This window comes from Bacillus sp. UNC322MFChir4.1 (genome assembly GCF_000746135.1).
In the GTDB taxonomy this organism is placed as follows: domain Bacteria; phylum Bacillota; class Bacilli; order Bacillales; family Bacillaceae_G; genus Bacillus_A.
In genome coordinates this window covers 216,085-237,789 of the sequence record NZ_KN050811.1, presented here as the reverse complement: position 1 = coordinate 237,789, position 21,705 = coordinate 216,085, and the positions used below count along the sequence as shown (strand labels likewise).

General features: G+C 35.0%; 22 protein-coding genes. 5 read left to right on the top strand and 17 right to left on the bottom strand.

Annotated features, from left to right (window positions below; translation table 11 throughout):
- Positions 1 to 92: 92 nt before the first annotated feature.
- From BR72_RS21850 to tkt, 3 genes are all read right to left on the bottom strand, one after another.
- Positions 93 to 317, bottom strand: a complete 225-nt coding sequence (locus tag BR72_RS21850; protein WP_035436970.1) for a YneF family protein — start codon at positions 315 to 317, stop codon at positions 93 to 95.
- 78 nt (positions 318 to 395) lie between these two features.
- Entirely contained in the window at positions 396 to 836 is a 441-nt protein-coding gene (gene sirA, locus BR72_RS21845) for a sporulation inhibitor of replication protein SirA (protein ID WP_035436967.1), read from the bottom strand.
- 206 nt (positions 837 to 1,042) lie between these two features.
- Positions 1,043 to 3,043, bottom strand: a complete 2,001-nt coding sequence (gene tkt / locus BR72_RS21840) for a transketolase (RefSeq protein WP_035436965.1) — start codon at positions 3,041 to 3,043, stop codon at positions 1,043 to 1,045.
- Between the two features lie 1,019 nt (positions 3,044 to 4,062).
- Between tkt and BR72_RS27230 the strand changes: the two genes are divergently transcribed.
- On the top strand, positions 4,063 to 5,355 hold the full coding sequence (locus BR72_RS27230; protein ID WP_231559743.1) for a WXG100 family type VII secretion target: 1,293 nt from the start codon (positions 4,063 to 4,065) through the stop codon (positions 5,353 to 5,355).
- Between the two features lie 16 nt (positions 5,356 to 5,371).
- The gene (locus BR72_RS21830) at positions 5,372 to 5,839 is read left to right on the top strand and encodes a hypothetical protein (RefSeq protein ID WP_035436963.1); all 468 of its coding nucleotides are present in this window, start codon (positions 5,372 to 5,374) and stop codon (positions 5,837 to 5,839) included.
- A 98-nt stretch (positions 5,840 to 5,937) separates the two neighbouring features.
- Here BR72_RS21830 and BR72_RS21825 read toward each other — a convergent pair whose 3' ends face one another.
- Together BR72_RS21825 and BR72_RS21820 are read right to left on the bottom strand one after the other, a co-directional pair.
- Positions 5,938 to 6,261: an SH3 domain-containing protein gene (locus BR72_RS21825; protein ID WP_051957387.1), complete on the bottom strand. Its 324-nt coding sequence runs from the start codon at positions 6,259 to 6,261 to the stop codon at positions 5,938 to 5,940.
- 305 nt (positions 6,262 to 6,566) lie between these two features.
- Positions 6,567 to 7,301 (bottom strand): MerR family transcriptional regulator, encoded by a 735-nt coding sequence (locus BR72_RS21820; RefSeq protein WP_035436961.1) that lies wholly within the window; start codon positions 7,299 to 7,301, stop codon positions 6,567 to 6,569.
- A 331-nt stretch (positions 7,302 to 7,632) separates the two neighbouring features.
- On the opposite strand from BR72_RS21820, the gene BR72_RS21815 reads away from it, so the two are divergent.
- On the top strand, positions 7,633 to 9,216 hold the full coding sequence (locus BR72_RS21815) for a bifunctional metallophosphatase/5'-nucleotidase (RefSeq protein WP_035436959.1): 1,584 nt from the start codon (positions 7,633 to 7,635) through the stop codon (positions 9,214 to 9,216).
- Between the two features lie 45 nt (positions 9,217 to 9,261).
- Here BR72_RS21815 and BR72_RS21810 read toward each other — a convergent pair whose 3' ends face one another.
- Positions 9,262 to 9,501: a DUF896 domain-containing protein gene (locus tag BR72_RS21810; RefSeq protein ID WP_035436955.1), complete on the bottom strand. Its 240-nt coding sequence runs from the start codon at positions 9,499 to 9,501 to the stop codon at positions 9,262 to 9,264.
- A 45-nt stretch (positions 9,502 to 9,546) separates the two neighbouring features.
- Positions 9,547 to 10,203, bottom strand: a complete 657-nt coding sequence (locus tag BR72_RS21805) for a YneB family resolvase-like protein (protein WP_035436952.1) — start codon at positions 10,201 to 10,203, stop codon at positions 9,547 to 9,549.
- Positions 10,204 to 10,343: 140 nt separating this feature from the next.
- Here BR72_RS21805 and lexA point away from each other — a divergent pair, with 140 nt between their 5' ends.
- The gene (gene lexA, locus BR72_RS21800) at positions 10,344 to 10,964 is read left to right on the top strand and encodes a transcriptional repressor LexA (protein WP_035436950.1); all 621 of its coding nucleotides are present in this window, start codon (positions 10,344 to 10,346) and stop codon (positions 10,962 to 10,964) included.
- Positions 10,965 to 10,990: 26 nt separating this feature from the next.
- Here lexA and BR72_RS21795 read toward each other — a convergent pair whose 3' ends face one another.
- From BR72_RS21795 to BR72_RS21785, 3 genes are read right to left on the bottom strand one after another with little or no spacing between them, the layout of a single operon-like run.
- A complete protein-coding gene (locus BR72_RS21795; RefSeq protein WP_035436947.1) occupies positions 10,991 to 11,809 on the bottom strand; it encodes a DUF4097 family beta strand repeat-containing protein in 819 nt (272 codons plus the stop codon).
- Between the two features lie 5 nt (positions 11,810 to 11,814).
- A complete protein-coding gene (locus tag BR72_RS21790; protein ID WP_035436946.1) occupies positions 11,815 to 12,360 on the bottom strand; it encodes an HAAS signaling domain-containing protein in 546 nt (181 codons plus the stop codon).
- A 3-nt stretch (positions 12,361 to 12,363) separates the two neighbouring features.
- Entirely contained in the window at positions 12,364 to 12,675 is a 312-nt protein-coding gene (locus BR72_RS21785; protein WP_035436942.1) for a PadR family transcriptional regulator, read from the bottom strand.
- A 218-nt stretch (positions 12,676 to 12,893) separates the two neighbouring features.
- Between BR72_RS21785 and BR72_RS21780 the strand changes: the two genes are divergently transcribed.
- Positions 12,894 to 13,718 (top strand): peptidoglycan-N-acetylglucosamine deacetylase, encoded by an 825-nt coding sequence (locus tag BR72_RS21780; RefSeq protein ID WP_231559749.1) that lies wholly within the window; start codon positions 12,894 to 12,896, stop codon positions 13,716 to 13,718.
- A 208-nt stretch (positions 13,719 to 13,926) separates the two neighbouring features.
- On the opposite strand, the gene BR72_RS21775 is transcribed toward BR72_RS21780, so the two are convergent.
- The 7 genes from BR72_RS21775 to BR72_RS21750 all read right to left on the bottom strand — a co-directional run bounded on the left by BR72_RS21775 (position 13,927) and on the right by BR72_RS21750 (position 20,948).
- A complete protein-coding gene (locus tag BR72_RS21775; RefSeq protein WP_035436939.1) occupies positions 13,927 to 15,729 on the bottom strand; it encodes an ABC transporter ATP-binding protein in 1,803 nt (600 codons plus the stop codon).
- 13 nt (positions 15,730 to 15,742) lie between these two features.
- Positions 15,743 to 16,930: a nucleotidyltransferase domain-containing protein gene (locus BR72_RS21770; protein ID WP_035436937.1), complete on the bottom strand. Its 1,188-nt coding sequence runs from the start codon at positions 16,928 to 16,930 to the stop codon at positions 15,743 to 15,745.
- A 21-nt stretch (positions 16,931 to 16,951) separates the two neighbouring features.
- On the bottom strand, positions 16,952 to 17,404 hold the full coding sequence (locus BR72_RS21765; RefSeq protein WP_035436935.1) for a lasso peptide biosynthesis B2 protein: 453 nt from the start codon (positions 17,402 to 17,404) through the stop codon (positions 16,952 to 16,954).
- Between the two features lie 39 nt (positions 17,405 to 17,443).
- Complete coding sequence (locus BR72_RS21760) at positions 17,444 to 17,749, bottom strand: lasso peptide biosynthesis PqqD family chaperone (protein WP_051957385.1); 306 nt, start codon at positions 17,747 to 17,749, stop codon at positions 17,444 to 17,446.
- Positions 17,750 to 17,752: 3 nt separating this feature from the next.
- Positions 17,753 to 18,679: a phosphoenolpyruvate carboxykinase (ATP) gene (locus tag BR72_RS21755; RefSeq protein WP_035436932.1), complete on the bottom strand. Its 927-nt coding sequence runs from the start codon at positions 18,677 to 18,679 to the stop codon at positions 17,753 to 17,755.
- Positions 18,680 to 18,837: 158 nt separating this feature from the next.
- A complete protein-coding gene (locus tag BR72_RS26555; RefSeq protein WP_141771646.1) occupies positions 18,838 to 18,993 on the bottom strand; it encodes a paeninodin family lasso peptide in 156 nt (51 codons plus the stop codon).
- Between the two features lie 14 nt (positions 18,994 to 19,007).
- Positions 19,008 to 20,948: a lasso peptide isopeptide bond-forming cyclase gene (locus BR72_RS21750; protein WP_035436929.1), complete on the bottom strand. Its 1,941-nt coding sequence runs from the start codon at positions 20,946 to 20,948 to the stop codon at positions 19,008 to 19,010.
- Between the last annotated feature and the right edge of the window lie 757 nt (positions 20,949 to 21,705).

Sequence of the window (21,705 nt, the reverse complement as noted above, 5' to 3'; positions counted from 1 at the left end):
AGTTTATCAAAAATACTGAATTTTTTAAAGTTTAAAACACTTCCGAAAGACAATATGAAAGGGCACTCCAATTGGAGTGCCCTTTCTAGCGCTTATTTCAGTTGTTGTTTGTTCATTGCGCTCATCATTTGATTGATTTTCTTTTGGGATGGTTTTTGTCCCATTTGCATCATCATCATTTTTAACATTTGTTCATTAATTGGTGGATTTTTTTGTAAATAGTTCATCATATATTTGCGTGCGATAAAAAATCCTAACGCTACGCCTGCAGCTAGTCCTGCTAATACGCTCAATAGAACAATTACCCAAGTTGACATATTTTTTCCTCCTTCATGTTGTCTACCTTACAGTGTACTAAAACCTTTTCAATAAGACAAGATTGTATTCGACATTTTTTATATATAAGTACGCACTTGTTTGAGAGGATTTAACCATCCATACTGCTTACTCTCATAATCCATCGCAAGAAATGTCATTTCACATTTTCTAAGCACTTCAAAAATAACCGTTTCTAGCTCGACATTTTCAGAAGCATGCATCTGGATATGCTGTGATTTAATACGCACTTCCCCGTACACATTTTCATTAGACACCGTGTGCATATATCCATTTCTTTCGTATGTCCCATATGTTCGCAGAGCTTGTTCCATTTTATAATGTAATTTCATTACTTGTAAAGGCAACGTTATATACTTCATTTGTTTATACAACACTTTCTTTTCTGAAAGGGAACGAGACTGTGCAAAACGAGCAAACAAATCAAATAATAAAAACTCACGACCGAAATACGCCTTCGTAATATCTTCTCGAATTAAGTATAGTTCATACGTTCTCATACTTTCCCTCCCGCATTGGACAACTTTATTTCCTTCATTATATAGAAATAAAAACGCAATGATTGTCTGACTGCGGAGAAAGAAAAAACTTTTTCTGTCGAATATAGCAAACTTCCATCAATAAAGTTTTACTACCTCAAAAAATAACGGATATTTTCTTTTACATAGAAAAATCCCTCCATGCCGGAGAGATTTTCCTAAAATCATTATAGCATTTCTTTTACTTTGCGAACAACGTTTTCTACAGTGAATCCGTATTCTTCCATAATCTTTTCACCAGGAGCAGAAGCACCGAATGTATCGATACCTAATACATCTCCTTCAAGACCAACGTAACGATGCCATCCGAAAGAAGCACCCATTTCAATTGCGAAACGTTTCGTTACTGCTTTTGGTAATACAGATTCTTTATATTCAGCTGATTGTGCTTCAAAGCGATCCATAGACGGCACGCTAACAACAGATGCATCAACACCATCTTTAGCTAATGCTGCTTGTGCTTCAATTGCTAAGCTTACTTCAGATCCAGCTGCAAGTAAGATTACATCGGCAGTTTCTTTTTTACTTGAAGAAATTACATATGCACCTTTAGCAACTTTTTCATACGTATTTTCAATTGCACCTTCTAATGTTGGAAGGTCTTGACGAGTTAAGATTAATGCAGTCGGTGTTTTTGTAGATTCTAACGCTAGTTTCCAAGCTGCAACAGACTCGTTACCATCAGCAGGACGAAGAACATCTACATTTGGCATTGCACGAAGCGCTGCAAGCTGTTCAACTGGCTCATGCGTTGGTCCATCTTCTCCAACCGCGATACTATCATGCGTGAACACATATGTTACCGGCAGTTGCATTAACGCAGCAAGACGAATTGCTGGACGTAAGTAGTCAGAGAATACGAAGAACGTACCACCGTAAGTTTTTAAACCGCCGTGAAGTGCGATACCGTTCATTGCTGCACCCATTGCGAACTCACGTACACCGTACCAAATATTTTTACCGCTATAGTCTTCTCTTGTGAAGTCTTTTTCTTTGTTCATATATGTTTTGTTAGAACCAGCAAGGTCAGCAGATCCACCAAAGAATGATGGTACAGATTCAGCAATTGCATTAATAATTTGTCCTGAAGATGAACGAGTTGCTGTTTTTGAACCGATTTCGTATTTTGGTAAGTTCTTATCCCAACCTTCTGGAAGAAGACCTTTCACTGCTGCTTGCAGTTCAGATGCTAATTCTGGGTATGCTTTTGCATACGCATCATGCATTTCATTCCACTCAGCTTGCGCTGATTCACCAGCATCTTGTACTGTTTTACGGAAGTTTTCATACACTTCTTCTGGTACATGGAAGTCTTGCTCATATCCCCAAGTATATGCTTCTTTTGTTAACTTCGTTTCTTCTACGCCAAGCGGAGAACCATGTGAAGCTGATTTTCCAGATTTGTTTGGTGAACCAAATCCGATTGTTGTTCTTACTTCGATTAATGTTGGACGTTTTTCGTCAGCTTTTGCTTCTTCAAGCGCTTTTGCAATTGCCTCGATATCGTTTCCATCTTCAACACGGATTACTTGCCAGCCGTATGCTTTATAACGATCTTCTACACTTTCAGAGAAAGAACGATTTAAATCGCCATCTAATGAAATATCATTAGAATCATATAGCACAACTAGACGACCTAATCCTAAATGAGCTGCTAATGAAGATGCTTCAGCAGAAACGCCTTCCATTAAGTCTCCATCACCGCAAATTGCGTATGTATAGTGATCAACAACATTATACTCATCACGGTTGTATTTCGCCGCTAAATGTCTTTCAGCCATCGCCATACCAACAGCTGTTGAAATACCTTGTCCAAGTGGGCCTGTTGTTGCGTCTACACCTGGTGTGTGACCGAACTCAGGGTGACCTGGTGTTTTACTTCCCCATTGACGGAAACTCTTTAAATCATCGATTGTTACGTCATAACCAGCTAGATGCAGTAAGCTATATAGTAACATTGAACCATGACCTGCAGATAATACGAAACGATCACGGTTAAACCACGTTGGGTTCTTTGGATTATGTTTCATAAATTTCGTCCATAATGTATACGCCATTGGTGCTGCACCCATTGGCATTCCTGGATGACCAGAGTTTGATTTTTCAATCGCATCAATGGATAATGTGCGAATCGTGTTGATAGAAAGTTGTTCGATTGAATGTGTCATGCTATTCTTCCCTTCGCTTATATTAAAGTTAACGTTTTACACCTCTATATGATATCTTTCCTTGCAAGATTATACAACATGTATCGACAAATATGTTGATGTTTTTTCGAATTTTGTTCAAAAAACGTACTAATTTCCACAATGTATAGGGTTTCAATCTGCTATACTTTTTTTAGATTTTCACACTTTTTCAAAAAGAATGTGGTCAAAAATGTGGTCAAATTATAATATGTCCTGCATAACAAAAACCCTAACAAACAAATCATATTTTGCTGCAGATAATCCTAACTTCACTTCACAAAAAATGGATATTACAAAGAGGTTAATAATTAACATTTTCTTATACTGCTTTTTATATACAGCCGGAATAATACAAGTATTTTCTCCATCACAACGAAATTTTATAGGCTTTTCAATATATCAAATATCTGGACAATTAGAATACAACCATGCTTCATTTCGCATTAAATAATGTTCGAACTGGCTACTCTTCCACACTTATTTAAATAGTAAATTTTTTCTTTATTATGTGTTGTTACACGTACGTATCATTCAAATTCTTTTAGTATTCGATTTACCTTTCTAATGCTTATATCATATACAGCCATTATGTGCCTTCGCATCGCAAACTGTAACTTACAAATTGTAGATAAAATCTCATTCCCTACTATAATTTATCCTATGTTATTTTATTTTCTTCTATTGATAAGTATATATGTGTATAAAAAAATAGGAGTAGCTTTTTATCGTCATCTCCTACACTAAAGTGAAAAGTACACTATTTAAATATATGATATGAGATAAATTGGCGCAAATAGATAAAAACTCATTTTCTACAAGTCAAATCTCGATAAACAGACATTGAATTTCCAAAAGTTTGATATAATTTATTTTATTTATCATATTTACAGGATATTTTTTACCTTAATTTGTATTCCCCAATATTTTTCCACCTTACAAATCTGTTATACTTTTATTGACAATTTTATACACAAAACGGAAAGGCGGGGAAATAGCAATTGGGACAAGTACGAGTTGATCCGGATAAACTGGAAGAAGCTGCAGATTCTATATCGCGAAATAGAGAATCTATGGAAAAAGTAATTCAAGAACTTTTACAAGTCACGTTCGAATTACAGATATCTTGGGAAGGTATGGCACGCAAACAATTTTTTGATGAATTTTTCTCAAAAAAGAAAAGTATGGACGATCTAGTCAAACATTTAAAGCACACTGAACTCGAATTAAAGAAATCTGCGAAAACATTCCGTGAAGCGGATGAGAAAGCGTTTGATGATTTTAATCAGATGGACAAGCTATGGGACGCTTTTCAGCGAGGAAGCGGGAGAGCAGCAGAAGACACTATTTTTGATCCACTAAAAAAAGCATGGAACCAAACATCAGACTTTTTCGGACACTTAGTAGATGACCCAAAGGGCACATTCGAAGACGCAAAATATGGACTTAGGGACTTTGTGGAGAGTTCTATTGATGAAAAGAAAGAGGAATTTAAAGATACATACGAATTTATTGGCGATCTATGGAATGACCCTATTGGAACACTAAAATATGAGTGGGACGAGGAAATCCAAAAAATTTATGATATGCGAAACGTTTTGTCGGATTGGTATGTAAAGAACGTAGAATACGGAGATGCAGAAAGCTACACAGAAGCGATAGCATATGGGGCAACAACTCTTGCAATTGCTGCAGTTCTTACAAAAGGTGCCGGTGCTGTAGGTAATGGTGCGAGATGGGGAAAAAATTTGTCATCTATGTCCGAGTTTCAGTTAGGAAGTCGATTAGAGCCAGCATATATAGGGAATTCGTATCTACGTCGACCTGATATGGATTCTTTAGCCAAAGATACTTTTCAATACTCAATGGTGGGAATAGGTAAAGAATTTAGTCACTTGAAAAATTTAGAGAATTTTAAAGTAGGAACAAAAGAAAACGGCTTGAACCATGTTTTTCAAGGAGAGGTAACTAAGAAAGGTAAAGCAGTAGGATTCCATTATGAAGGAGCTGAAGAAAGTAAGGGGAAAATAATTGGAGAAGTAGAAGGGCCTAACGAACAGGGAATTTATCAGGCTAATGTTAATATTGATGGGAAACTAAAAAATGCTAAATCCACGTTTTTTCCAAAAGACTGGACAGAACAACAAGTAATCGATTCTATTAATGAAGCCTTTAATAATAAAGAGCTATACAAAGGAAACCGTTATATTGGAACTGACTCTAATGGTATAAAGATAGAAATGCAAATTAAAAACGGGAAAATTACATCAGCGTACCCTCTATATAAACCATAGAAAGGAAGGATTAATAATGAAATTAAAATATCCTTATAAAATTGAAATTTATAAAAAGTTTGATGATGTTCGATTAGAATTCGAAAATGAACAGGAGCCCCCAAATAATGAATTGATTTCTTTATTTTTAGGAAGTGATGTTCAACCATCAATCGGATCTGTTAAAGATACGATTGAAGAATTAGATTCTGTGCTTAGTGGTAAAAAAGAAAAATTCGAGTGTAGTTATAATGGGAGTTATATTGAAGCGGATAAATACCAAGTAATAATCGAAGAACTATTTCCTGATGATGAAGATAACCCAGTACAATGTACAGTTGAAACAATTGAATTAAGAAAATTAATGCTAATTTGGTATCGAGAAGTGGTTGAATATACATACGAACAAGGAAGAATAGATGCTGAGAAAAGAGAAAACACACTAAAGTGGACTAAAGAACAGGAATATATTGGTGCTATATTAGAGCAAGATTTAAAAGGTTGATAAAAATAAATTTGTCCAAAGCATTAAAATAAACCGTCCCTATGCACTGACCCTTGTCTATTTGACAGATGTCAGTGCATAAGAGCCGGTTCCCTTCATTATCTAATCCACTTCACATAAGACTCATCAAAATACATCCAACCGCCTTCTTTTAATCCGCCACCATTTACAAAAAACCAATTTTCATAGCGATAGTGTACGTCATATGCCCCAGCATTATTAATCTGTTCAACAACAGCATCACCAGTACTTGTACCTTTTCGAAGGTTTACACCAGTAGCATTTACCCATACAACACCTTTCGTTTTATCATCCTTGTTAATTAATATAACATCATCTCTCATCCAATTGTCAGTAGCTACCTTATACCAAAAATGAGCGCCATCATATGTATGACCTTCTCCTTTTGTAGCTGTACGCATAACAGGAGAATTTACATTAGGCTCTTTACGAATATTCGCTACATCAACAGTCGTTGTAAGGTATCCTAAAACTTCTTCTTATGGAGGAACAAATTGAGAATCATTCCCTATAAACCATTCTAGTGACTTATCGCCAATAAGTTTATTTACATCACAGTTACCAATTCCCTCTAATCTAAAACGCTTTTTAATAGATAAAATGCTTAAACAACTCACAACTACACAGTCCGACTTTTACGTATTTCACAGAAAAAGCTCTATTCTCCATTTGGAGAGTAGAGCCTTTTCAATTACAAGCGTACATGTTACTTCTTATTACGATCTGCATACACTGCCATCGCATCACACATAAACTTCGCTAACCCTTCACCGAATTGATCAATATTCTTTGTAAATCGTTCATCATCGACATACATTTGTCCTAAACCTTTAAACGCATCCAATGAGTAATGACCAAAATTCTGCAAATAGTTATACCATTCTTGAATTGCTTCTTGAGCCTGTTCTGATTCAGGTGAATCAGAACGAAGCGTTGCAAGCTTTCTATAAATCGCATTATATTCTTCTTGTTTCTCTTTCGTCATACTGCTCGCTGCTTTATTAGCCTTATCAACCGCTTCATTTCCCCACCTTTCACGCGCTTCTTGCTCATACGGATTTTGACTAAAATCAAACCCCTCAAATTTTTCTTTGTTTGTCATTTGAATTTCCCCTTTCGAGTGTTGAATCGTCTTATCAATTGTCGCAATCACTTTGTCTAATCTAGAGCGCTTCTCAATCAACATTTTACGATGCAAAACAAGTGCCTCTTGTCGATCAAATGAAGGATTATTGATAATTTCTTTAATTTTCTTTAAAGGGAAGCCAAGTTCTTTAAAAAATAGAATTTGTTGCAACGTCTCCAGATTATCATCGGAATAAAGGCGATAACCAGATTCGGTCGTCTCCTCTGGGGTTAATAACCCAATTTCATCATAATGATGCAGTGTGCGCACACTAATACCAACTAAATCTGCAACTTCTTTTACTTTCATTGTCATTGTTTTTTCCTCCCTTAATTCATACAATAAAGTATAACGTAACGTGAGAGTCAACATGGAAAGATAAAAATTTCTAAAGTCGCAGTTGCATATATATTTACTTCAAATGTAGATAATACACATGAAAACAAACTGTGATATTCCTTGTAGAAGGATTATATAAAGTGAAACTTTAATCAGTGGGGGTTTTCTTCATCCCCCACTGATTATTAGTTGAACCAATCGGGCTTTTACGGGCAGTTTATCTCTCGCCTAACTTCTTTGCTTTCGCTGAATTTTGAGGTGGGAGTATTACTGCCCGTTAATGCGGGATAAAAGAAGGTTGATAACATTGAATCAAAACAACATTGTAAATGTAAATATTTTATTAACGAGTGATATTCATGGTACGGTTTACCCGATACACTATCAAAATAATGAAAATGCAGAACTAGGACTAGCAAAGGTCGCAACGCGCATTGCACAGGAACGCATCCAGAATGATCATGTTCTCGTAATTGATAACGGTGATTTTATACAAGGAACTCCGTTTACTTATTACTACGCCAAATATATGCAGAATGAAGAAAATCCAATGTCGATTCTCGCCAATCATATCGGTTATGATGCAGCGATTATTGGAAATCATGAATTTAACTACGGAATGGACGTATTAAACAAAGCTGTTGCTCATGCAAATATGCCTTATTTAGCCGCTAATATTATAAATATACAAACAAGGAAACCTTACTTTGGAAAGCCATATATAATTAAACATATACATCCAGATATAAAAATTACTGTTTTAGGAGTAACAACGCATTACATTCCAAATTGGGAACAGCCTCATCATATTGAAGATGTAATATTCGAAAATGCACTCGAAACAACAAAGCAGTGGGTTTCCTATATTAAAGAGCATGAGCAACCACATTTACTCATTGTAGCCTACCACGGCGGTTTTGAACGTGACTTACAAACCGGAGAACCAACAGAGATTTTAACAGGGGAAAATCAAGGATATGCAATGTGTCAAGAAATTGAAGGAATTGATATTTTATTAACAGGGCATCAACATCGCTATATTGCTCATACAAAAGTAAATGGTGTAACTGTTCTACAAACTGGATCCAATGGCCGTTCATTAGGGAAAATCCATGTCACTTTAACAAAGAATCAAAATCAGTGGATGATTGAAGAATGTCATTCTGAATTATTACCTATTGAAAGTATTCCAGCAGATGAGAAGGTGCTTTCACTTGTGTCGACATATGAAGAGCGAACGCAAGAATGGTTAGATCAACCTATTGGCTCCATTGTTGGTGATATGTTGATTCACGATGCGATGCAAACTCGCTTACAAGATTGCGCCTTTATCGAATTTATAAATAAAGTACAGATGGATGTATCCGGAGTAGATATTTCATGTACAAGTCTGTTTCATAACGAATCTTCCGGCTTTCCAAACCAGATTACAATGAGAGATATTGTTTCGAATTATATTTATCCAAATACATTAAAAGTTGTTCGTGTTACAGGAAAAGATATAAAAGAGGCACTTGAGTTAACTGCTGAATATTTCTCGTTAGATACAGATGGAAATATCATTGTAAACCCTGCATATATAGAACCAAAACCGCAGCATTATAATTACGATATGTGGGAAGGCATTTCATACATATTAAACATTTCAAAACCAGTAGGGGAAAGAGTCGTTTCCCTCCAATATGAGGGGTCTTCTATTCACTTGCATCAAGAGTATGAAGTTGTCATGAACAATTATCGGGCAAGCGGTGGCGGAAATTATGCTATGTATCAAAATAAGCCCATTATAAAAGATATACCAATTGATATGTCTGAGCTCATTGCAAATTACATATTAGAACGAAAAACAATCGAAGCGACAACGAATCATAATTGGAAAGTTGTCACCTAACAAATTTTCCTATCAAACTAAAAAAAGATGGGCTGCGCCCATCTTTTAATTTAATTTTGCATTATTTTGTATTTTTAATTCTTTTAACTTCTTCGGCGTAATGTCTTTACCTTCTTCGTTAACAACTTTAATTGATTTCAATTCGTTTAACATATTTTGACGAAAACCTTTTAAATATTGTTCACGGAGCGATTGACGCTCACGTTGCTCTTCTTCTGTTAAACCTTCTGCTTTAGCTTTTTTCGCTAAGAAATTAATGCGTTCAATGAGTTCGTGACTTAGCATCTCGAATCCCCTTTCTACTACAAACTGATTATTATCATACAATAGTTACCCTTGTTTATCAAGCGATTGCTTCGTATACTCCACATAACGGCGATGGACCGTTGCTTTTGATACATCATGACCAAAACCACGGAGCGTTGCTGCAATTTCTTCAAATGTTAACTCATTGCGGCGCAGACGAACAATCTCTTCAATAGGTACTTCTTTTTTCTCACGCCCTGTGCTTAAATGTCGATTCTTTAAGTTTTTTTCGGGACGAAATCCATTTTCTACAGCTCTCTTCATTCCTCGTTTAATCTTTAAATTATGAATCTTTCTCTGATATTCCTCTACTATACCAATAATATCAAGAACCATTGAATCTGAATCAGAAAGCTGTAATTCGCCATTATGTGCATGTGTATATACTTTTACCTCTTCTTTATTCAAACAATGCATTAAGGCAATTTTCGCGTTCCCTCTTCCGAGACGCGTTTCATCTTGAATAAGGAGCACATCAACATGTTCATCACGAATGGTATCTAACACTTCCAAAATCCCATCCCGTTCTATGCTATATCCGCTCGCTTTCTCTTCTACTACTCTTACGACATTCATTTGATACTGCTTAGCTAAATGCAATAATTCATCTTTTTGGCGTACTAATGATGTTTCCTGTGCTTCTTTCGTCGTGCTCACACGTGCATAAATAATCGCATTCATTTCAACCCTCTTCTCTATCTCATTTTTTACATCTTAGTGTATCACAAATCCAGCTTTCGTTCGAACTTACGTTTGTAGAATGGTTTCTTGCATGTTATAATAAAAATAAGAAAATTTATAGAAAACGAGGTGTGAAAAATATGGAGAAGTTAACGAAACGGCAACAAGATATTCTTGACTTTATTAAACAAAAAGTACAAGAAAAAGGTTATCCACCTTCCGTACGCGAAATCGGTCAAGCAGTCGGCCTTGCTTCTAGCTCTACTGTGCACGGACATTTATCTCGCTTAGAGGAAAAAGGATACATTCGACGCGATCCAACAAAACCGAGAGCAATTGAAATTTTAGGAGACGACACTACTCAAACAGATACGCAACCAGTCGTTCACGTACCGATTGTCGGAAAAGTTACAGCTGGTTTACCAATTACAGCAGTTGAAAGTGTAGAAGAACATTTTCCACTTCCAGCGAATCTCGTTTCGGGTTCAGATCAAGTATTTATGTTACGCATTTCTGGAGACAGTATGATTGAAGCAGGAATTTTCGATGGAGACTTAGTTGTTGTTCGCCAGCAGCAATCTGCATACAATGGTGAAATCGTTGTAGCTTTAACAGACGATAATGAAGCTACGGTAAAACGTTTTTACAAAGAAAAAGATTATTTCCGCTTACAGCCAGAAAACTCTTCTTTAGAACCTATTATTTTAGATAACGTTTCTGTTATCGGAAAAGTAATTGGTGTATATCGTCATTTACATTAAAAAACAGACCAAATTTGGTCTGTTTTTTAATCCACCTCGATTTTTATAGAGCCCGCTGATGTTTTCCCTTTAATCTGCACCTTTCCGTTACCTAAAGTTATTTCTTTATTTTCTTTTCCAAAAATCTGTACCTCTCCGACATTAGCGGAGCCTTTCACAACAGCATCTTTCGGCATTTCCTTCAGCTTAATATTGACATCTCCCGCTGCCGAATCCGCCTCAACACTATACTCTGGATTATGCTGCACTATCTCTACACTTCCTGCTGCCGAATCTGCACGCACTTTTCCTTCTACTTTATGAAGAACAATATCTCCCGCACTAGATGACACTTTTACATTTTGCGCTTTTATTTCCTTCATTTTCACATCACCAGCTGCTGAATGCGCAGATATATTTCCACTTTGAATATTTTCTACACGAATCGTTCCCGCTGCTGTCTCTGCTTCAATTTTATTATATACACGTTCAGGCACAATAATTGTAAGGGTATCGTCTTTCAAATCAAATGAGAAAAACGAAAAATCAAATATATGTTTCTTTTTCATTTTCACTTCCACTTGCAGCATTTCACCGTTCTCATTTACATCTAATTTTCGCTTTTCCTGATCACTGCTATATCGAACCTCAAACAAATCAGTCTCACCTTTTTCAATGACAACATCTCCAACATCTGTGTCAACATGAATATTTTTAATTTGCTCATTTTTAAATTGTTTCTGTTCCAATTTCTTTGTTTCTACCGCTCCATTCGCAACTTTAATAAAAAAGGCTGAGCTTGTAATAAATAAACCGATTCCCCCAATCGCAATACAAACAAACGCAACCAATACAACTTTCCTCATCTTATCTACTCTCCTTTAATTACTTTTAAATTCCAATTAGCGTATTTAACAAATAGTACTTTAAACCAAATCGTACAATAATACGCACCAACCCCTAAAAGTAAACCAATGCCGAAGAGTATAATAGCGACAAATACATCAGATACAATAAAAATTTGGGCGAAAACTATTTTGATTAACAAAAGTAATGGTGATAATATACATGCAACACTCACTGTCCAAAGTGATAAAATAAGACTACCAATTGCTACTAACGGACCTAACATAATAACCAAATTTAAAAAACTAAGTCCAATAATTGCTACAATTGCTCTTGATACGTTAAAAATGGTTGGATTATGCTTCACTTGCTCTATACGATGAGACGCTAACGTTTCCTTAGCAATTACCTTAGGAGAACCAAGCGCTTTTATAATTTCTTCCTCTGTTTTCCCTTCTTCTATTCCAAATTGGAAATGTTCTCTATAATCATATAAAATATCGTTTCGTTCTTCTTCTCGTAGTTTTCTAAGATGTTCCGATAATTCTTGAAGAAATTTCTCTTTAGTCATCCCCTACACCTCTTCAATAATTTCTTGTACTCCCCTTGCAAAATCGCGCCACTCTGTCACAAGTGCATGAAGCTGAGTTACACCTTCATTAGTTAACTGATAATACTTACGCGGTGGCCCTTCCGAGGATTCTTTTAAATACGTCTGAAAGTACCCCTCTTTCGTTAGACGACGTAACAAAGGATACACTGATCCTTCTGATATGAAAAATTTATTTGAAATTTGCTGAACTAATTCATAGCCATAGCAATCTCGTTTCTTTACAAGCGCAAGAACACAAAGCTCCAATACCCCTTTTTTAAATTGAACATTCAAAAGTAATCCTCCTCTCCATCTAGTACTATTCAATGCAAGGTACCTTATTAATTATAATCTACCACTCAGTATTGAATAATACAAGGTACTGTTCCAATTTTTACAAATCAAAGCGAAGTTTTGGTTCACCGATGTCTTCTCCAACCTCTAACCAAACCACAATTATTGACATATAAAAGTTTTAAAGAGACTGTTTTTTATAAGGTGGTATTTTAATGATATACAATTGTTATCCAACCCCAACAATAGTTCCTTATCAATATGTTCCTTATTATATGGCACGTGAGACTCCATCTTTAACATATTCCTATCCACTTGTTCCAAATACACTTTCTCATTCACATTATGCGGAAACCATTCCTATCCTTCAAAGGAATCCGCCAGTTAGGGGGTCATGGACTCCTTTTTCATGGGTAGAAAAATACGCATATGCATTTGCAGGACCTTATAACAAGGCCGAAGTTGCTCTCACATTCGATGATGGTCCAGATCTCGTTTACACTCCTCAAGTATTAAATAAATTGAAAAAATATGGTGTAAAAGCGACATTTTTTCTATTGGGTGAAAATGCTGAGAGATATCCTGAAGTTGTAAAACGCATTGTTAACGAGGGGCATATTGTAGGAAACCATACTTATAATCATCCTAATTTAATAAAAATAGATGATAAGCAATATCATGAACAGCTGTTAAAAACGGAAAAAATATTACAAAAGCTAACTGGATACTCCCCTAAATTCTTCCGTCCTCCTTATGGGATTATAAATGAAAATCAGATGCAGTGGGCTACTGAACAGAACTTTATGACTATTCAATGGAGTGTAGATACATTAGATTGGAAAGGCTTAAATGCCCGGGAAATTACAAACAAAGTATTAGGAAATGCATTTCCTGGAAGTATTCTCTTACAACATACTGCACCTGGGGGGAATTTACAGGGGTCTGTAGACGCCCTCGATCAATTTATTCCTAACCTTACATCGAACGGAGCGCGATTCGTGACTCTCACACAAATGTTTAATACCTCAAAGCAAAGAAAATAAAATAGAAACCTTCATCAATAGGGAGCAAAATAGTTAAAAAGATGGTAAAGGCAAGATAGATTTGATAAACTTGGAGAAAAAAGCGAAAACTCCTCTCGTGTTTTGTCTAGTCAACAATTACGATACGGGATTTTCGCTTTTTTATAGTCTCTTATGAAAAATAATTTAATTCCTCTTAAGATTTGTGTTTATTTGGGTGCTACTATCCCTAAACACTAACTTCAACTTGATTTCCTAACAACTTACTAAACATACCACTTTCTTCTTTCGCCAATTGGATAAAGGCTCCTTTTTGAACGATTTTTCCCTTATCTAATACAATTACTTGATCAGCATTACGTATCGTTGATAAACGATGAGCAATCACGATAATGGTCATTTTTCCTTTTAATCTTTCTAGAGCAGATTGAATTTTTGCTTCGTTTTCCGTATCTAACGCACTTGTCGCTTCATCTAATACTAGAATTGAAGGTTTTCTTAAAATAGCTCTTGCAAGTACAAGTCGCTGTCTTTCTCCTCCAGAAAGCCTCACTCCGCGATCTCCAATAAGAGTATCAAGCCCGTGTGGTAGTCTTCGTACAAATTCAGCAGCAGCTGAAAATTCCAGCGACTCCCATATTTGTTCTTCACTTGCATTTGGTTCAACCATCAACAAATTTTCTCTTATGCTTGCATTGAATAAAAATGGATCCTGTGAAACATAGCTAATACATTTTCTGAATGATAATAAATTATCATTTGTGAGAGGGATTCCATCTATTAACACTTGTCCTTTTTCTGGCTGCATAAGTCCCATTAAAATATCAATTAGTGTACTTTTTCCAGCACCCGATTGTCCGACAATAGCAGTCATACAATTGGAGTTTATTTGGAAATTAATATTTTGAAGAGCATATAAAGATTCCTTCGAATTGTAACAGAAATAAATATCCCGACATTCAATCCCCTTATCTATAGACATTGGTTTTGCATCTTTATATTGTCGTTCTAAATCATGCAGTTCTGCGGCTCTGTGACAGTCTTCTTGTAATTCGATTAAAGACTTAAACGCAGGAACACTTGCAGCAAGTTGTTCCAGGTTAGACTGAATAGTTGTAAATCGCGGCCATAATCTAGAAAAAATAAGGATAATTAATATTAATTGTCCAGGCTGAGCTTGAAATAGTTTTACAGATGTAAAAATAAGAAATGCGATTAGAATAGACGATGTAACTTTATAAAAAAGTTGTGAGCTATTTTTCAATTTTATAAATGCCAATTGCTCTTGCTCTATCCTTTTGCACCAAGTATGCAACCATGTATATCTGGATTCTTCCAACATATTACTTTTAATATCTTTAACTCCATTAAAATAGTCTGTTATACCACCAAGATAACTTTTGGCTATCTCCGATGTTTGATTCCCTAACGTCCTTGACTTTTTTATAAAATGTCTAGAAAAATAAGCAAGTACTAAACCAGCGAATAGTACAAAAATTGTTATTTTTACAGATAGCCATAAGGCGATTCCGAACTGTATTATTGTAAAAACAAGTGCAGTTAACATCTGAAAAAATAAGTTTGTTCCATTTATAACGCGTCCTAATTCTTCAGTCATCGCATTGATAAGATCAGACTTCCTCTTTTTTATAAAAAAAGACCAATTTGCCTGTAATAAAGAACGATAAATTTCCAATCTTATATAGTTTGTAAAATTCATAAGAATTTTTGTATTGCGAAGAGCAAGATTTTGTTGCAAGAGGGACTGAGCTATTACCAAAAAGATATAAATGCCTAAAATAAGCAACAAACTTATTGTTTCAGGGATATTATGCAAAAATTTAAACATCTCTGGGACTGGGGTTGAACCACTATTTACCTTTACAACTCCACTGATACTTATCATAGGAATTAATAAAAGAATTCCTACCCCCTCTAAAAGACTGACCAAGGCCATTCCTAATAAATTTATATACAATATTTTCCCAGAAAAAGAATGTAACTTCTTTGCAAAATATAAGAGATGCTCCACTATTTTGTCCTCCTCATGTTAATTCGCGCTTTCTTATTTTTCTCCAGATGCATAAAATAGGACGTAAAGGAAAGTACAACATATGAAGTTGCTTAGGTAACGGCAATGTTTCAGCATCAATTGGATAAGGATAAAGGCAACTCATAATATATAAAAACTTTTGCTGATAAGACATTAATGAAAATAAATGCCGACTATGGTACATTGCTATATCTTCCGGAACAGGATCTGTATGTAAGTTTACCATTCTTTCCAAATAAAATACCGCTTCCTGCGCTAACATCTTCGGACGGTTACCAGATAACAATGGTTCCACTTCTTCAATTAATGGAGTCTTTAGTAACTGCGAAGTTAAAAACAATGCTTGACCACCTATATGAAAGTAATAATTTTTCTTCAATAACTTAATAGTTTTTTCCCAATCAAGTTTTTGCTTTACAATTTGATTAATGTCTACTAACCAACGTAGCCTTGACCAACCATGACGTGCACCATGAGAAACTAGAAATAAAAATAAATCCTCTCTACCTAAAATGTAAACAGGGGCACTAGTAAGAGAACTTATTCTCTTTCGATTCCATAGTTCCTCAAAATGTGGTTCCTTTCCTGGACCAGGATTTAATCTCCAATGAATTTCAATCTTAATGTTCTTCTGAGGATGAATATATGTTACATGATGATGTCTCCATTTCCAGTCGTTTAAAACGCTCTCAATATAATCATCTTTCACATAGCCAAGGTTCAATAAAAGTTCTTCCGCTCTATCGAGATGATGTAAAGGAATGAGAACATCCAAATCACTCGAAGTACGTAGAGAAATATCACCATAAAGATCATCAGCAAGTACAGGACCTTTTAATACAAGGAGACGAATTTCGTTTTGTGCAAACAATTTACTCATATGTTCCATTTCTGCACTTAAATGAAGCATTTGAAATGTATTCATCTTAAAATATTGATGTAAAGTTTGTATGACATGTACAGGAACCAAATTCCCATCCAATTCTTTCATCTTTGGATAAATGAACGAGTACACACGGTGATGAATTGTTAATTCGAGAAATTTATCCCAATCGATGTTTGCAAACCAAGCCTTATCGATTTCTTGTAGCTCCGCAGCAGTTTCTCTTTTCATAATTTCCAGCTGCAATTTGAGCTCCTTAGTCACACAATTTAAATCAAGCCCACAACTATTATGCATGATATTCTCCTTCAAGATTTTTTAACCAATTTTTCTAGCAAATTTATTTACTACAGTGAATCTCTTCATTTCTTCTGCTCCAGTAATATAAAAAGGACCACTACGCAACCATGCATGAGCAATCATATTTCCGTTCTCATCCTTCGCAGTTCCTAAATATAATGTACTCTCCATTTGTCGTCTCTCTAGCATTTTCATTCCAGCAATTGCCCTTACAAGACACTTACTTTCCCAAAAGGTATGACGGCTCATAATATGTATTGCTTCGGAAATATCTCTCAATACAAATTTATTAGACTCATTATAACTTAAAGATGTTTCATTCATAGGAACACCTAATGTAGGAGCAATCTTAGAGAATGGCCTACCTTTAAGAATACGAGCCCACCCCAAATAAATATAAGCCTCTATAAATAAAGACATTGTTTTCATATCTAGTGAAAGAAACGTTCGCATCTTTTTTATACTATTCATACACACTTCCCTACTTCTTATCTAGGATAAAATACTAGATTACTCGGCTGTCCCGTCTACGATTTCAACCAAAGCTTCATCTAACAAGAGTTCCAAAAAAGAAATAACTTGCTTTTCACATGTAGACTGATCAATCTCATATTCTTGCATTAATTCAGTAACCACTTTCGTAACCGATATGGGTTTCTCTATAAGCGCCCAAATAGTTCCACCTACTGCACCTAGATTGTAGTATTTCCCATTAGAAATACTTAACATTACTTTTTCTCCATCCATATCACTTACTATATTCCCTGGGACTTGTGCAATAAATTGATTTAATAAAATATCCTGTTTTTTCGACATCACTTATTCTCCTTTTTTTACAGTGTTTATTACTAGGTCTACTAGTTGCGGAGCACTAAATCCAGACAACGGTCGACATAATCGATAAACAGCAAGGTTGTTTATCATATTTGTAGAAATATGAAAGTGCCAGTCCATTAATCCTAAGCGTGGAATAAGAAAATTACGATAAGTTTGACGGAAAATGGTATGTAAACGCTCAAGTTTTTCTATTGGTTGTAATTCAACCATTTCATTCTCTGTCTTTACTAATTCAAATACACCTGCAAGTGGTACTGGCTTAGAAAAATAATGAGAAGAAACTGGAACACTGTATTTATTTTCTCTACCATATATTGATTTATATTGACTTTTATCCATACCAAAATTATCAAGACTTTCTTGCCATAACTTTTGCTGCGGATATGATGGTGTTACGATAGGAACATTATCATTAGAAAGAGATACAGGTATTACATCATCACTTAGAAGTTTATATCCTTTCTTCATGAACGCTGAAGCTAACGTCGACTTTCCAGCACCTGACTCACCTACAAAAGCATATGCTTTCCCATCAATTACTACAGCACTGCCATGCAGTGGAAGTATTTTTTTTTGCATCAATATTACACCCATACATGTTCCAAGAATATAGAGCCTCACCAAACTATCATCTGCACCATCGAGCGGGCAAACTGCTATCCTTTTTCCCGCTTGAGCGGAAAAAAAGCCCACATCAGGAACATAAAACATCACTTGATTATCTTTAACAACATGTTTAAATGGTGTATCTACTAATTCAGAGGAAAAACTTAACATATTATCAATTTGAATTTCAATGTCTATTGAAACCTCTTGTTCATTTATTCGATGTAATTCCGGCAAAGGAATCTCACTTGAAATTTTGAAATCAAAGGCTTTATACATTACCTTTTTTTCAGTTTCTAGCATTATTTTCACCCCAATATATCCATGGTTAAATTAAAGACCTTTATACAATATAAAAGTATAAAGGTCTTTTTAGCATATACGAACTTAAAAATAAGAACATTTTACATATTTTCATAGATATACATTCAGCAAGATAAATTGTATATGCTAATCCTTACTCAGCTAGTAAAACGGTTCCAAGTATCAGGATTTTTTGGATCAACAGGGTGACCAGGGTTGTATGCTTCATCAGTATATGGACCATAAACTGTTGAAGCCATTGTCATGTTAACATCAAGTACTTCTAATACAGGTTGTTGCCATTCCTTTTTCATATTCTCACCTCCTTTCAAGTAAATTGTTGAATAAATCGATAAACAATTAAGCTACGCATTAAAATCTTATAATCAGGATCGATTGCACGTTCTGAAAGTGGCCCCTCTTTAGCTTTTAGAAGAGCTCGATTTATTACTTCACCATCTAAAAATTCTAAAGCTTTTTGGTCTGTACTCATTCGCTCTAACTCTTCTATAAACATATTCCAGTGCGGGCTCATTCGATGAACCCAATCCGCTCCTTGTACACCCTGAATATTTTGATTTAATCGTACTTTATCAGGCAAATACTTTTCGGTAGATCTACGAATCAACGCACGATCCACACCGTTTTGTACATATTGCTCTTCTGGTACAGATAAACAATAACGAATCACACGTATGTCATTACTTGGATCGCGTTTCCATAATGAGTAATTCAATGATAATTTCGTTGCCACTGTATTACTTGCATTCCAATAAAACAACTCTTCAAAATGGCTTTTTCTTTGTTCAAATAAGTTCGTTGTAGAAGCCCATTCCGCTTCATCAATGCCATTTTCTCTAAGTTTATTAAACACATCCATCTTTTTCGCAAAATCTGGATTTATTATCATCGGAAATGTATACGGCGCACCTGATGAAAGCGCTTTATCAATAGACGGAAATGCCAATCTCGCAATGTATGGTAACCTCCGTAATCTAGCTCCACCTACATTTTTACTATATTGATGCAGTTCTTGACCTAGGCGAATCCACTTTAGCCTTTTTAAAAGAAGAGCATAATAATCCAGAGCTGATCCCCATGATATAGATAGATTTCCTCTTCCACCATTTAAAAGGACTCCAACTTCTTCCTTGTATCCTTCCTCAAACATACCTTTCAGCCAAAAAGAATTCTCAAAGAATTTATATGGCATCTCCATTATTTCGAGAAAATCCGTTATTTCAGAAAAAGGATCTCTTCCCTTAAAATCTAAATAATTATCTTTTATACCTCCTACATGTCGTACCGTTTCTTTAATAAGCGGTCGCTCATCCGGCATTAAATGTTTAGGTGTAAAATCCTCGAAATCATTTGGTGGTATGTAGCTAAATGTATGTAATGGTTTGTTTTCTTCACGTAAAGCTTTGGCAGCAAAGCTCACAATAGAACCCGAATCCAATCCTCCACTTAACTGTGCTCCAACTTGTCGGTAAGTTCGTAATCGGGATGTAACAGCCTTTTGAAAAACATCTTGAAATGCTTCTACATATTCTTCATTTGACTTTAAGCGTAGCTTTCTTTCTGAAACTAACGTACAATATCTAGAAAGCGTTACTTTATTCCCAACTACTGTAATGCTATGTGATGGTGGTACTTGTTCTATATTTTTATAAGGCGTTATAGTAGTATCGGCTACATCGACAATTCCACATATCGCCAAGTATTCAGCAAGCCACTGTTCATTTAATTGCTTTTGTACATAAGGTAATGATAGCAATGGTTGTATCGTCGTACAAAAAGCGAATTGCTGTTGATTACAACAATAATATAGCGTTCGGCCCCCAGAAAAGTCCCTTGCTCCAAATAATTTATGATTTTTTTCATCCCAAATCATAAAAGCAAAATCGCCTACCAAATATTTAGGGCTTTCTTCCCCCCATTTTTGATAGGAGAGCAAAATCAACTGACTATCTGTTATCCTTTTCCTATCAACATAATCAACTTGCAACCTCTCAAATAACTCCTCACGATTGTCGATAATAGCATCTGCTGTAATTGCCAATTTTCTTTCATTATCATAAAAGGGCAATTGTTCACCAACGGACTCTGGTGTGATCCATTGTGCATGACAGCCGAGGAAAACGTTTTCTTTGTGCCATATTTGAATATCATTAGCAGGATATTTTTGCAAATCCTTCATTAATCTAATACCATATTCAATTGGTATAGACTCATTGTTAAAATGTAAAATTCCAGTTATAGCACTCATTTTTTCCTCCCGTTATGCAACAAATAAGTAAAATCCAATCGGATAAAGTGACACGGTTATCAAAGAGGTTTTCTTCACCTATTTTCTCTGAATTTCTCAGAATCTGAAGGTAAAGGTTTCCGACCGTTAATACAGGATAAATTTCCGCCAGTTTATAATGAATCTTTATATCATTAATTCCATTCATTCTCTTTAAAGAACAATCCTATATTATTTTACAAAAATGACAGATAAGATCTGCGAATTGATTCTATACATATAATTTTTTTACATCACCATTTTGTTCTATAAAAAGAACAAAATGGTGATGTGAATTATTATCCCATTATACAATATCATTATAATAACAAGAATTTTTCAGTTTAAAAAGTTTTTTTTCTTAAAGTTATTTTATAGAGAATATTTATTTAAAAAGTATATTTTATCCATTTTTCAACCGTTTATATACAAGCTGAATTAAGATTATACATTTTACTATTTAAATAATTATATTTCTTTAAAGAAAACATTTAAGTTAATTTCTGTTCTGTATAACGAACTTGTTTTTATTTTATATAATGATATTCAGTTTGTAAATATCTTTTTATAAAATTTGAAATAAATTTAGTTAAAGCGACCTTCTTTCCGCCTTTTTCTTTGTAATTTAAACGATTATGATTTTTTTGGTTATTCAGAATATTTAGTTGTTTATCTCTTACATAATTTTTAGTCGATCTTCAAGATGTGAGGTATTACTGTCACGTTTTATAAAAACGCT

Excerpts from the sequence above, each read along its gene's own strand:
- BR72_RS21850 (WP_035436970.1), bottom strand. The coding sequence starts at position 317 with ATGTCAACTTGGGTAATTGTTCTATTGAGCGTATTAGCAGGACTAGCT.
- sirA (WP_035436967.1), bottom strand. The coding sequence starts at position 836 with ATGAGAACGTATGAACTATACTTAATTCGAGAAGATATTACGAAGGCG.
- tkt (WP_035436965.1), bottom strand. The coding sequence starts at position 3,043 with ATGACACATTCAATCGAACAACTTTCTATCAACACGATTCGCACATTA.
- BR72_RS21830 (WP_035436963.1), top strand. The coding sequence starts at position 5,372 with ATGAAATTAAAATATCCTTATAAAATTGAAATTTATAAAAAGTTTGAT.
- BR72_RS21825 (WP_051957387.1), bottom strand. The coding sequence starts at position 6,261 with ATGCGTACAGCTACAAAAGGAGAAGGTCATACATATGATGGCGCTCAT.
- BR72_RS21820 (WP_035436961.1), bottom strand. The coding sequence starts at position 7,301 with ATGACAATGAAAGTAAAAGAAGTTGCAGATTTAGTTGGTATTAGTGTG.
- BR72_RS21810 (WP_035436955.1), bottom strand. The coding sequence starts at position 9,501 with ATGCTAAGTCACGAACTCATTGAACGCATTAATTTCTTAGCGAAAAAA.
- BR72_RS21805 (WP_035436952.1), bottom strand. The coding sequence starts at position 10,203 with ATGAATGCGATTATTTATGCACGTGTGAGCACGACGAAAGAAGCACAG.
- lexA (WP_035436950.1), top strand. The coding sequence starts at position 10,344 with ATGGAGAAGTTAACGAAACGGCAACAAGATATTCTTGACTTTATTAAA.
- BR72_RS21795 (WP_035436947.1), bottom strand. The coding sequence starts at position 11,809 with ATGAGGAAAGTTGTATTGGTTGCGTTTGTTTGTATTGCGATTGGGGGA.
- BR72_RS21790 (WP_035436946.1), bottom strand. The coding sequence starts at position 12,360 with ATGACTAAAGAGAAATTTCTTCAAGAATTATCGGAACATCTTAGAAAA.
- BR72_RS21770 (WP_035436937.1), bottom strand. The coding sequence starts at position 16,930 with ATGCATAATAGTTGTGGGCTTGATTTAAATTGTGTGACTAAGGAGCTC.
- BR72_RS21765 (WP_035436935.1), bottom strand. The coding sequence starts at position 17,404 with ATGAATAGTATAAAAAAGATGCGAACGTTTCTTTCACTAGATATGAAA.
- BR72_RS21760 (WP_051957385.1), bottom strand. The coding sequence starts at position 17,749 with ATGTCGAAAAAACAGGATATTTTATTAAATCAATTTATTGCACAAGTC.
- BR72_RS21755 (WP_035436932.1), bottom strand. The coding sequence starts at position 18,679 with ATGCTAGAAACTGAAAAAAAGGTAATGTATAAAGCCTTTGATTTCAAA.
- BR72_RS26555 (WP_141771646.1), bottom strand. The coding sequence starts at position 18,993 with ATGAAAAAGGAATGGCAACAACCTGTATTAGAAGTACTTGATGTTAAC.
- BR72_RS21750 (WP_035436929.1), bottom strand. The coding sequence starts at position 20,948 with ATGAGTGCTATAACTGGAATTTTACATTTTAACAATGAGTCTATACCA.